At 71.2% G+C, this 11867-nt stretch carries 12 protein-coding genes; 7 read left to right on the top strand and 5 right to left on the bottom strand.

Going from position 1 to position 11867, the window contains the following annotated elements:
- Positions 1-338 (bottom strand): hypothetical protein (locus VIP82_RS03205; RefSeq protein ID WP_331905842.1); only part of this gene is annotated, 338 nt, incomplete at its 3' end.
- Between the two features lie 19 nt (positions 339-357).
- Here VIP82_RS03205 and VIP82_RS03200 point away from each other — a divergent pair.
- Positions 358-1824, top strand: a complete 1467-nt coding sequence (locus VIP82_RS03200) for an aminotransferase-like domain-containing protein (RefSeq protein WP_331905841.1) — start codon at positions 358-360, stop codon at positions 1822-1824.
- A gap of 3 nt (positions 1825-1827) precedes the next feature.
- On the opposite strand, the gene VIP82_RS03195 is transcribed toward VIP82_RS03200, so the two are convergent.
- The 4 genes from VIP82_RS03195 to VIP82_RS03180 are packed head-to-tail and all read right to left on the bottom strand — an operon-like array spanning position 1828 to position 5386.
- Positions 1828-2358, bottom strand: a complete 531-nt coding sequence (locus tag VIP82_RS03195; protein ID WP_331905840.1) for a ribonuclease H family protein — start codon at positions 2356-2358, stop codon at positions 1828-1830.
- A gap of 10 nt (positions 2359-2368) precedes the next feature.
- Positions 2369-2839, bottom strand: a complete 471-nt coding sequence (locus tag VIP82_RS03190; protein WP_331905839.1) for a GbsR/MarR family transcriptional regulator — start codon at positions 2837-2839, stop codon at positions 2369-2371.
- 7 nt (positions 2840-2846) lie between these two features.
- Positions 2847-4466: an ABC transporter permease gene (locus VIP82_RS03185; protein ID WP_331905838.1), complete on the bottom strand. Its 1620-nt coding sequence runs from the start codon at positions 4464-4466 to the stop codon at positions 2847-2849.
- Entirely contained in the window at positions 4463-5386 is a 924-nt protein-coding gene (locus VIP82_RS03180) for an ABC transporter ATP-binding protein (RefSeq protein ID WP_331905837.1), read from the bottom strand. The genes VIP82_RS03185 and VIP82_RS03180 overlap by 4 nt, the downstream gene beginning before the upstream one ends.
- Positions 5387-5550: 164 nt before the next feature.
- Here VIP82_RS03180 and VIP82_RS03175 point away from each other — a divergent pair, with 164 nt between their 5' ends.
- The 6 genes from VIP82_RS03175 (at position 5551) to VIP82_RS03150 (ending at position 11808) form a co-directional block, all read left to right on the top strand.
- Entirely contained in the window at positions 5551-6246 is a 696-nt protein-coding gene (locus VIP82_RS03175; protein WP_331905844.1) for a GntR family transcriptional regulator, read from the top strand.
- Positions 6247-6255: 9 nt separating this feature from the next.
- Positions 6256-7782 (top strand): MmgE/PrpD family protein, encoded by a 1527-nt coding sequence (locus VIP82_RS03170; RefSeq protein ID WP_331905836.1) that lies wholly within the window; start codon positions 6256-6258, stop codon positions 7780-7782.
- Positions 7783-7901: 119 nt separating this feature from the next.
- On the top strand, positions 7902-8810 hold the full coding sequence (gene prpB, locus VIP82_RS03165) for a methylisocitrate lyase (RefSeq protein WP_331905835.1): 909 nt from the start codon (positions 7902-7904) through the stop codon (positions 8808-8810).
- Positions 8811-8893: 83 nt separating this feature from the next.
- Positions 8894-10084, top strand: coding sequence for a bifunctional 2-methylcitrate synthase/citrate synthase (locus tag VIP82_RS03160; protein WP_331905834.1), 1191 nt, complete (start codon positions 8894-8896; stop codon positions 10082-10084).
- Between the two features lie 4 nt (positions 10085-10088).
- Positions 10089-10541: a hotdog fold thioesterase gene (locus VIP82_RS03155; protein WP_331905833.1), complete on the top strand. Its 453-nt coding sequence runs from the start codon at positions 10089-10091 to the stop codon at positions 10539-10541.
- Between the two features lie 88 nt (positions 10542-10629).
- A complete protein-coding gene (locus VIP82_RS03150; RefSeq protein ID WP_331905832.1) occupies positions 10630-11808 on the top strand; it encodes a thiolase family protein in 1179 nt (392 codons plus the stop codon).
- Positions 11809-11867: the final 59 nt, after the last annotated feature.

Genomic DNA, 11867 nt, shown 5'->3' with positions numbered 1-11867 from the left:
CGGTCGGTGGTGGCCGCCGTGACCGGTGTCGCCCCGGCGCTGATCGCGTCATCGGCGACCTCGCGGAGTGCGACGTCGCGGAGTGCGACGCCGCGCAGGGCCGGCGTGGCGCGGAGGTGGGACGCGAGCGCGCGCACGAGCGCCACCGGCGACCGCGGGGTCAGCGCCAGCGAGGCGTCCGGCGTGAGGTGGGCGAGGACGGCCGAGAGCACGGGCCGGAGCGTCTCGTCGTGGGAGCGAGCGTCGTCCTCGGCGATCCACGCGATGAGCTCGTGAATGGTCCAATCGGGTGCAACTGGCCCGAGCGTGGCGGAAACGGTGGCGTCTGACGTGAACATTGGACCAGAATGCGGTGCTATGACGACTGTTCACAGGGCCAATGAGCGGCTGGTGGACCACCGGGTGGCACTCGGCGGCAGTGTCGAAGCCTCCCGGCTGGCGGGCCGCCTCGGCCGGTGGGCGCACGGCGACGGCACGCTCACCGTGCAGCTCGCGCAGGCGATCGCCGCGCTCGTCGACGGCGGCGAGCTGCGTCCCGGCGACCGGCTTCCGGCCGAGCGCGCGCTGGCGAGCGCGATCTCGGTCTCGCGCGGCACCGTCGTCGCGGCCTACGCGCTGCTGAGCGAAGACGAGCTCGTCGAGCGGCGGCAGGGGAGTGGCACCCGGGTCGCCGGTCACGTCGGTGCGGCGCTCCCGGTCCGGGAACGGACGGCTCGCGGCGAAGGGCTGTTCTCCGCGCTGCCGTCGGGCATCGACCTGCTGCGCGCCGTGCCGGCGATGCCGCCGCTGGCGCTCGACATCGTGCGCGCGCACGCTCCGACCCTCGATCCGGTGACACTTGCCGAGACCGACCCCGCAGGGCTGCCGATCCTCCGTGCGCGCCTGGCCGCGCTGCTCGAGGAGGAGGGGACTCCGGCGACGGCGGCTCAGATCCTGGTGACGCACGGAGCCCAGCAGGCGATCAGTCTCGTGGTGGACGAGCTCGTCTCACCGGGCGACGTCGTGCTCACCGAGTCGGTCACGTGGCCAGGGCTCGCCGACTCGGTGCGCCGCCGCGGCGGCCGCGTGCACGGGGTGACGATCGGTCCCGACGGCATCGACGTCGACGAGCTCGAGGCGGCGATCGTTGCGCTGCGCCCGGTACTTGTCGCCGTGAACCCGCACCACCACAACCCGACGGGCACGCGCCTGCCGCCGGCAGAGCGTCAGCGGATCGCCGACCTGTCGGCGGAGTACGGCGTGCCGGTGCTCGAGGACCGGGTGCTCGCGCACGTCTCGTTCGACGGGGTGGTGCCGCCGACGCTCGCCGCCCTGCGCCCGGACGCCCCGATCATCGTCGCCGACTCGCTGTCGAAGTGGTGCTGGTCGGGGCTGCGGATCGGATGGCTGCGCGCCGATCCCGTGCTGGTGCGACGCCTCCGCGCCCTGCGCCAGCTCGTAGACCAGTCGACCAGCGTCCCCGCCCAGCTGCTCGCGCTCGATCTCGTCGACGAGGCCCGGGCGCTGCGCCGCTCCGTCGGCGAGACGCACGCGGTGGCGTCGGCCCAGCTGCTCGCGGCGATGGCTGAGCACCTTCCCGACTGGCAGGTGACGCCGCCGCGCGGCGGCCTGGCGGTCTGGGCGCGGCTGCCCGTGGGCTCGGCGACCGCGCTCTCGCGCATGGCCTCGATGCGCGGGGTCGCGGTGGCGGGCGGCACCGAGTTCACGGCATCCATCACCTATGACGATCACATCCGCGTGCCCTACACCGCGCCGGAAGCGCTGCTGCAGGAGGGCGTGCGGCGGCTCGGCGAGGCCTGGCAGGAGTACCGGGCGCAGCTCTGAGGCTCAGCGGCCGTTCTTGGGGCGCGTCGAGACGTCGATGCGGTCCTGCGCGCCGAGCGACGACCACGCGCTCGCGGTGCCCTTCGCCGCATGCTCCGAGGCTCGGACGGCGCGCTCGTCGGCCCACGCGTTGAGCACGTGGCCGGAGTGCCCGCGGACGTGCTCGAGCACGACGTCGGGCATGCCCGACGCCCGCCGCGCGTCGCGGGCGACGATCAGTTGCTCGAGGATGTCGACGTTCTTCGTCGGCGCACCGGTCGAGGTCTTCCAGCCCCGGCGCCGGTGGGCGTCCATCCACTTCGTGTAGGTGTCGATCGCGTACTTCGAATCGGCCTGCACCACGAGGTTCTCGACGTCGGCGTGGTCCTCGATCGCCTTGAGGAGACCCATCAACTCGCCGACGTTGTTCGTGCCGACCGGGATCGCACCGGCGGCCCAGTGGCCGTCCTCGCCGACCCACGCCCAGCCGGTCGGCCCGGGGTTGCCCTTGCAGGCTCCGTCGGTGGCAACGATGTAGCGGGGCGCGTCAGTCACTCGGGCAAGGCTACCGTGCGCCCGAGGAGCGCTCGGCCCGCCAGTCCGCCGCGAGGTGCGGCATCCGTTCCGCGAGGTACCTCAGGAAGTCGGCGACGTCGCGCGCCCTCGCAACGGATGCCGGTGCCGTGTCGTTGGCGTCGGCGATCCGGTCGATGTGGGCCGCGAGTGCGGAGTACAGCGGCGCGTTCGCCGTGATCATCCCCGACCAGGCGTCGTCGGTGAGGTCGTAGCGGTCGCGCCGGTCGCCGGGCCGCGACAGTCGCTGGATCAGGCGCATCGACACCAGGTACCGCACCGCGCCCGACACCGCCGCCGCCGACACCCCGAGGCGGTCGCCGAGCTCGGCCGCGGTGTAGCCCTCGTCGGGCGAGCCGACGAGGGCCATCATCACGCGTGCGGGCATGCGCGCCATGCCGGCGCTGGTCAGCATCGCCGCCGCCTGTTCGGCGGCGTCGACGCCCGGGTGGTCCACCGTCACGTCGGTCCTATCCGTCGGACGCCAGTTCACGGCGTCGCATGAGCACGAGGGATGCGGCCCCCACGGCGCCCACGGCGAGCACCAGCCACCACATCCCGCGCAGATCCACCTCGCTTCCGCTCGGCACGGGCGCGACAGAGAACGGCGACAGGTTCGTCACCCAGTCGGGGAGCCCGAGGAGCGGCCCGAAGAGCCCGAACACGATCGCGGCGGTGACGAGTGTCCAGCCGAGCGGGATGGTCCATCGGGGGGCGATCGTGAACACAAGCGCCGTCAGGACGAGGAACACGGATGCCGCGATGACCTGACCCCACGCGGCGACGAACGCGTCGCCGGTCAGGTCGGCGCCGTTCTCGTTGCCCGTGGCACCGGCCCATGCCCCGACGAACGCGGCAGCGCACGTCAGGACGATGGCGATGAACCCCATGATCACGAAGTCGGCAAGCCACCTCACCCTGCGCACGGGGGAGGCGAGGACAGGTTCTGCGGTGCCGTGCGCCTCCTCCTGCCGGGCGCGGGCGACCGTCTGCACGCCGGCGCAGGCTGCGAGGAGCCCCACCATGGTGAAGAACACGACGACGACCGCCTGTTCGAGGTCGGCTTCGGCCGAGAGCGCCTTGAGCATGTCGGCGACGGCGGGGTTGTCGGCGCCCATCTCGTTCACGACGGCCCCGAGCGATGTCGAGAGCGCGCCGGCGAAGAACGCGCCCGCCATCCACCCGATCGTCGATCCGGTGGCAAGCTTCGCGACGAGCGCCGTCGGCGATGACAGCGCCGGGCGAGCGTCAGTGCGGCCCCGGCGCTCTGGGACGATGCTCGCGCCGAGGTCGCGCACGGCCTGGAGGGCGAGCGCTGCTCCGGCGAACACGACGAACGCGCCGAGGCACAGGAATGCGGGCCACCAGAGGTTCTCGTCGAAGGCGCGAGTGTTCTCGGCCCATCCGAACGGCGAGAGCCATGTCAGCCACGAACTCTCCATATGGGTGAGGTCGTCGCTGGGGGTGCCGACGGCGTTGCCGATACCGGCGATGAAGAAGGTGACCACGAGCGCCCACACCGCGAGCGAGTTCGCGCCGCGCGACGTGCGCATGAGCTGCGCCGAGAAGAGCGCGATGCCCAGGTACGTCAGCCCGCCGCATGCGGCGGTGAACCCGGCGAGCCACGACCCCTCGGCGGGTGACCCGCCGCTGAGGAAGGCGGCGGCGACGAGGACACCGAGCACGAGGTTCGCGAGCACGCCGTGGACGATCGTCGCGACCGTCGGCACGCTCCTTCCCGCGGTCGTCGCCGCGACGAGTTCGAGGCGTCCCGCCTCCTCGTCGCCGCGCGTGTGCCGCACGGCGAGGAACGAGCTCATGAAGGCAGCCATCATCACGAAGAACGGCATGAGGAGGAAGACGATGAAGGCCTGCTCGTCCGGGCCGGACGGCAGCCCGCGGAACAGGAGGATCACCGGGTTGGCCATGACGGTGGCCAGCAGCGCCGTGCGCTCCTGCTCCGTGCCGTAGGTGCTCGCGGCGCCGGAGAGGCCCGCGAGAGCGAGCGCCATCGTGCCGCCGATCCACAGCGTCAGCTGCAGCCAGTCCCGCCGAAGCCGCTGCGCGAGCAGCGTGGTGAGGCGGCTCATCGTCCGTTCCCCTCCAGTGCAGCGAGGTCGTCGCCGTAGTGGCGCAGGAAGAGCTCCTCGAGTGAGGGCGGCGCCACGCGCAGCCCGGCGACGCCGAGGCGCGAGAGTTCGGGGAGCACGCCGGTGACCTGATCGCTGTCGACCGTGAAACGGACGCGGCCGTCCTCGACAAGGGCGTCGTGCGCCGCGGCGAGCGCTGCGACGGGTGCGGCATCCGTCCCCTCGTAGGAGACCTCGGTGCGGGTGAGGTGACGCATGTCGGCGAGGGTCCCGCTCTCGACGATCCGTCCGGCGCGGATGATCGATACGCGATCGCACAGCTGCTCGACCTCCGACAGGATGTGGCTCGACAGCAGCACCGTCGCACCGGCGGCGTGGACGCGGGCGACCTCGCGTCGGAACATCACGTCCATGAGCGGGTCGAGTCCGCTCGTCGGCTCGTCGAGGATGTACAGGTCGGCCGGCACGGCGAACGCCGCGATCAGTGCCACCTTCTGACGGTTGCCCTTGGAGTAGGCGCGGCCCTTCTTGCGCGGGTCGAACTGGAACGCCTCCATGAGGCGGGCCTTCTCGCTGACGTAGGCCTTGTCATGGCGCGCGGCGCCGCGCAGACGCGCGAGCAGGTCGATCGACTCGCCCCCGGACAGATTGGGCCACACGCTCACGTCCCCGGGGATGTATGCGACTCGTCGGTGGATCGCGACCGCGTCGCGCCAGGGGTGAAGACCGAAGACGGATGCCTCGCCTCCGGTCTTGCGCGCGAGTCCGAGCAGCACTCGGATCGTGGTGGACTTGCCGGCGCCGTTGGGGCCGAGGAAGCCGTGGACCTGACCCTCGTCGACCGTGAGGTCGAGCCCGTCGAGGGCGTGCACGCGGCCGTAGTGCTTCGTGAGACCGCTGGTGCGGATGATCGTGGACATGGCGCTGACGCTACGCCGATTTCACAAATTCCTGAATATTCCTCACGCTATCCTCACGGCGACATCGACGTTGTATACCTTGCCGGCAGCCACAGCCGCCACAAGTGCGTTCAACCCAGTTTATGTATACACTGGCCGAGGTGTCGAACGAGGAGGTGATGCGGATGCGTGCCAGTGATCGCGCATACGCGACGCTCCTCGACGAGATCCAGTCCGGCATCCTGCGCCCCGGCGCCGTGCTCGGCGAGGTGGAGCAGGCCGCCCGTCTCGGCGTCAGCCGCACCCCGCTGCGCGAAGCGCTCGGCCGCCTCGCGGCCGACGGACTCGTCGCGCAGCAGTCGCCGCGCGTGACCGTCGTGACGGCGATCGACGCCGGCGACATCCGCGAGATCTTCGAGGTGCGGCGTGCACTCGAGGAGTCCGCCGCCCGCCTCGCCGCCGAGCGCGGCGATGCCGCCGCGTTCGCCGACCTCGCCCGCGACTTCGCCGAGGTCGACCTCGCGGGCGCCGACGCACCAGCCCCCACCTCGCCCGCCACGGATGGCACCGACGCCTATTACGCGCTCATCGAGCGCTTCGACCTCGCGCTCGACTCCGCCGTCGCCAACGACTACCTCACCGCAGCCCTGCGCACGGTGCGCACGCACCTCGTGCGGGTGCGGCGACTAGCACGCGACAACCCCGCGCGGCTGGCGGCATCCGTGGCCGAGCACCGGCTGATCGCCGCCGCGATCGCCGCGCGCGACGCGGATCTCGCGGCCCACGCGACGCACGTGCACCTCCACAACGCCCTCCACAGCATCCTCGAGTCGCTCCGCGCCGCAGCGCTCACGAACACCTCGACTCCGCGTTCGATCTGAAAGGCCCTCATGACCGTCATCCACCACCTCCGCGTCCACCGCAGCGACGAGAACCTCGTCCGCGAAGGTCAGCTCGCCTGGCACATCGCCGAAGTCGCCGCCGACCCCGTGGCGGTCGACGAGGACGTGGTCGACATGATCATCAACCGCGTCATCGACAACGCGGCGGTGGCGGCAGCATCCCTCACCCGTGCACCCGTGAGCGCCGCTCGCCAGCAGGCCCTCGACCACGCCGTGTCGGTCGGCGGCACCGGCGCCACCGTGTTCGGGTGCGCGCTCGACCGCAAGACCAGCCCCGAATGGGCGGCGTGGGCCAACGGCGTCGCCGTGCGCGAGCTGGACTACCACGACACGTTCCTCGCGGCCGAGTACTCGCACCCGGGCGACAACATCCCGCCGATCGTCGCCGTGGCGCAGCACGTGGGCGCCGACGGCGCCGCGCTCGTGCGCGGACTCGCGACGGGCTACGAGATCCAGATCGACCTGGTGCGCGCGATCAGCCTGCACAAGCACAAGATCGACCACGTGGCGCACCTCGGCCCGTCGGCCGCGGCCGGCATCGGCACGCTGCTCGGCCTCGACGTCGAGACCATCTACCAGGCGGTCGGCCAGGCCCTGCACACCACCACCGCGACGCGGCAGTCGCGCAAGGGCGAGATCTCGACGTGGAAGGCGCACGCCCCCGCGTTCGCCGGCAAGATGGCGATCGAGGCCGTCGACCGCGCGATGCGCGGCGAGACCTCGCCCAGCCCGATCTACGAGGGCGAGGACGGCGTCATCGCGTGGCTGCTCGACGGACCCGACGCCACCTACGAGGTGCCGCTGCCCGGTGCCGGCGAGTCCAAGCGCGGCATCCTGGACTCCTACACGAAGGAGCACTCGGCCGAGTACCAGGCTCAGGCGTGGATCGACCTCGCCCGCAAGCTCCACGGCGAGCACCCCGAGCTGCGGGACCCGGCGAACATCGAGGCGATCGTGCTGCACACCTCGCACCACACGCACTACGTGATCGGCTCGGGGGCGAACGACCCGCAGAAGTACGACCCGACGGCGTCGCGCGAGACGCTCGACCACTCGATCCCGTACATCTTCGCGGTCGCTCTGCAGGACGGCGGCTGGCACCACGTCGACTCGTACGCCCCCGAGCGTGCGGGCCGCGCCGACACCGTCGAGCTCTGGCACAAGATCACCACGGCCGAAGACCCCGAGTGGACGCGCCGCTACCACTCGGAGGACCCGAACGAGAAGGCGTTCGGCGGCCGCGTCGAGATCCGGCTCACGGGCGGCGAGACGATCGAGGACGAGATCGCCGTCGCCGACGCCCACCCGCTCGGCGCCCGGCCGTTCGCCCGCGAGGACTACGTGCGCAAATTCCGGCTGCTGGCGGCGCCGGTGCTCGCGGCCGACGAGATCGAGCGCTTCCTCGACCTCGCCCAGCGGCTTCCCGAGCTGACGGCCGCCGAGGTGCAGCAGCTGACGATCGTCGCCGACTTCGGCGTGCTCGCGGGTGCACCGGCGCCGAAGGGCCTGTTCTGATGCGGTGGTCGGCAGGCAGCGTTGCGCACAACTCAGGCAATCCGCCGCGCGTCGGCGTGCGCGCCGCGTTCTCGTCACCGGTCCGCCTGAGTTGTGCACCGCTGAGGGGGGGATGACTGATGCTCTACTCCACCGTCCCGGCGCACGAGAAGCGGCGGCTGTTCCGCGAGCGGCTCGCGAGCGGCGGGCTGCTGCGCTTCCCGGGCGCGTTCAACCCGCTCAGCGCCCGGCTCATCGAGCGCAAGGGGTTCGAGGGCGTCTACATCTCGGGCGCGGTGCTCAGTGCCGACCTCGGCCTGCCCGACATCGGCCTGACGACGCTCACCGAGGTGGCCGCCCGCGGCCAGCAGATCGCCCGCATGACCGACCTGCCGGCCATCATCGACGCCGACACCGGGTTCGGCGAGCCGATGAACGTGGCGCGCACGATCCAGACGCTCGAGGACGCCGGCATCGCCGGCACGCACATCGAGGATCAGATCAACCCGAAGCGCTGCGGCCATCTCGACGGCAAGGCCGTCGTCGATCAGGACACCGCGATCAAGCGCATCCGCGCGGCCGCCGACGCGCGCCGCGACCCGAACTTCCTGATCATGGCGCGCACCGACATCCGCGCGGTGGAGGGGATGGATGCCGCCATCGATCGTGCGAAGGCACTGGTGGATGCCGGGGCCGACGCGATCTTCCCCGAGGCGATGCGATCGCTCGACGAGTTCGCCGCGATCCGGGCCGCCGTCGACGTGCCGATCCTCGCCAACATGACGGAGTTCGGCAAGTCCGACCTGTTCTCGGTCGACCAGCTGCGGGACGTCGGGGTGAACATCGTCATCTGGCCGGTGTCGCTGCTGCGCATCGCGATGGGCGCGGCATCCCGTGCACTCGATACGCTCATCGAAGACGGACACCTCACCGCGAAGCTGGGTGAGATGCAGCACCGGGCCGATCTCTACGACCTCATCGACTACGAGCAGTACAACCACTTCGACCAGGACGTCTTCAACTTCCAGATCGACACCTCCGGTCGTTGAGCGAGGAGCGCAGCGACGAGACGAAACGCGTTTCGACTCGCTTCGCTCGCTCAACGACCGATGGCTGAGCAAAGGAGCAGAGCATGACCGAACCCGACATCAAGAAGGGGCTCGCCGGCGTCGTCGTCGACTACACGGCGGTCTCGAAGGTCAACCCCGACACGAACTCGCTGCTGTACCGCGGCTACCCGGTGCAGGAGCTGGCGGCCACGCAGTCGTTCGAGGCCGTCGCCTACCTGCTGTGGCACGGCGACCTGCCGACCGACGTACAGCTGGCGCAGCTGCGCGCCACCGAGCGTGCGTACCGCCACCTCCCGGCCGATGTGCGTGCCGCGATCGACCTCGTGCCGATCGACGCGCACCCCATGGACGAGGTGCGCACGGCCGTGAGTCTCATCGGCGCCCGCGACCTCGCCGGCACCGGCTCGGTGCTCGACGTGAGCGGCAGCGCGGAGGAGAACCTGGCGCGCAGCGTCCGTCTGTTCGCCGTGCTCCCGGCGATCGTCGCCTACGGCCAGCGCCGCCGGCGCGGCCAGCAGCCGCTCGCGCCGCGCGACGACCTCGACTACGCCGCCAACTTCCTGTGGATGACGTTCGGCGAGGAGGCCGACGAGGTCGTCGTCGACGCCTTCAACCGCTCGATGATCCTGTACGCCGAGCACTCCTTCAACGCCTCGACGTTCACCGGCCGCGTGATCGCCTCGACGCTCAGCGACCTCTACTCGGCGGTCGTCGGCGCCATCGGCGCCCTCAAGGGACCGCTGCACGGCGGCGCCAACGAGGCCGTGCTGCACATCTTCGACGAGATCGGCACCGCCGAGAACGTCGGACCGTGGCTCGACGAGGCCCTCGCGCAGAAGCGCAAGATCATGGGCTTCGGCCACCGCGTCTACAAGCGCGGGGACTCGCGCGTGCCGACGATGAAGGCGGCGCTCGACACCCTCGTCGAGCACTACGACCGGCCCGACGTCGCCGCGCTCTACGACACCCTCGAGTCGGAGTTCGTCGCGCGCAAGGGCATCTACCCGAACCTCGACTACCCGTCGGGCCCGGCGTACAGCCTCATGGGATTCGACACGCTCACCTTCACCCCGCTCTTCGTCGCTGCCCGCGTCACCGGCTGGACCGCGCACATCATGGAGCAGCTCGCCTCGAACGCGCTCATCCGCCCGCTGTCGGAGTACAACGGTCCCGACGAGCGCCACATCGAAGGCTATGTTCCGGATGCCGCGACCCTCGCCGCCGCCGAGCGCGAAGAAGAGGCAGCGGGGTGACCCGATGAGCCTCTGGCACGGTGCCGACGCCGTCGATCTCGGAGCGATGGCAACGGGGACGCTCATCGAGAACCTCGGCATCGAGATCGTCGAGATCCGCGACGACGCACTGGTCGGACGCATGCCGGTGGACCACCGCACCGTCCAGCCCGCGGGCGTGCTCCACGGCGGGGCATCGGTCGCGCTCGCCGAGACGCTGGCCTCGTGGGCCGGCTACCTCGCGGTGGATCGCGAGCGGTTCCACGTCGTCGGGCAGGAGATCAACGCGAACCACATCCGCCCGATCTCGTCGGGCTGGGTGACGGCGACCGTGACTCCGGTGAACATCGGCCGCCGTGTGCACGTGTGGGAGATCCGCATCGTCGACGAGGCCGGCAAGCTCGTGTGCATCTCGCGGTGCACGCTCGCCGTCATCGAGCAGCGCAGCACCTACGCCACGCCCGAGACGCGCGGCTGATCCCGGATGCCGCGACCTGCGGTTGATGAACGGATGCCGCGGCCCGCGGCATCCGGGGCCGTCCTAGGCTCTTGAGCAGGAGGTCTCCATGCCACAGGCCGTCATCGTCGACGTCGTCCGCACCCCGTCCGGGCGCGGCAAGCCCGGGGGCGCGCTGAGCGCCGTGCATCCGGTCGACCTCGTCGCCGGGGCGCTCACGGCGCTGCTCGAGCGCAGCGGGCTGGAGTCGCGCCAGGTCGACGACGTGCTGATGGGATGCGTCAGTCAGATCGGCGACCAGTCCCTCAACATCGCGCGGCAGGCCGTGCTCGCCGCCGGCTTCGACGAGACGGTGCCCGCCGTCACGATCGACCGTCAGTGCGGATCGAGCCAGCAGGCGGCGCATTTCGCGGCGCAGGGCGTGATCGCCGGCGCGTACGACATCGTGATCGCTGCGGGCGTCGAGTCGATGAGCCGCGTGCCGCTGGGCTCGTCGGCCCACGGCGGCACGGTGTCGCAGGGCGTCGCCCGTCGCTATCCCGACGGCCTCGTGAACCAGGGCGTGTCGGCGGAGCTCATCGCGCAGCGGTGGGGTTTCAGCCGCGAGGAGCTCGACGCGTTCTCGGCCGAATCGCATCGGCGGGCGGCCGATGCCTGGACCCGCGGTGCATTCGACTCACAGGTGATCCCGGTGCTGGCCGGCGCCGCCGACGCGGTGGCGTTCGACGAGACCGTGCGCGCGGGTACGACGGTGGACTCGCTCGCCGGGCTGAAGTCCGCGTTCCGCACCGACGCGCTCGCTGCGCGGTTCCCCGACCTCGACTGGCTCATCACTGCGGGCAATTCGTCGCCGCTCACGGATGCGGCATCCGCTGTCCTCATCATGAGCGAGGAGAAGGCGGCTGCGCTGGGCCTGACGCCGCGGGCGCGCTTCCACTCGTTCGCGGTGGTCGGCGACGACCCGATGATGATGCTGACCGGACCGATTCCGGCGACGAAGCGCATCCTCGAGCGCAGCGGCCTGGCGATCGACGACCTCGACGCGTACGAGGTGAACGAGGCGTTCGCGTCGGTGCCGCTCGCGTGGCTGCGCGAGGTGGGCGCCGACCCCGCGAAGCTCAACCCCTGGGGTGGCGCGATCGCCCTCGGCCACGCCGTCGGGGCGTCGGGCACCCGCCTGCTCGGCACCCTCGTGTCGTACCTCGAGGCGACCGGTGGCCGCTACGGCCTGCAGACGATGTGCGAGGGCGGCGGGATGGCCAACGCCACGGTGATCGAGCGCCTGTAGCGGAGGAGCGGTCGAGCCCGCGCCCGACGCGGGCCGGAATGCGAGGGCGCGGACCGGGG

Origin of the sequence: Microbacterium sp. (genome assembly GCF_036566905.1) — a bacterium.
In the GTDB taxonomy this organism is placed as follows: domain Bacteria; phylum Actinomycetota; class Actinomycetes; order Actinomycetales; family Microbacteriaceae; genus Microbacterium.
Note: the sequence above shows the minus strand (reverse complement) of the source record. Positions and strands in the feature narration are given on the sequence as shown.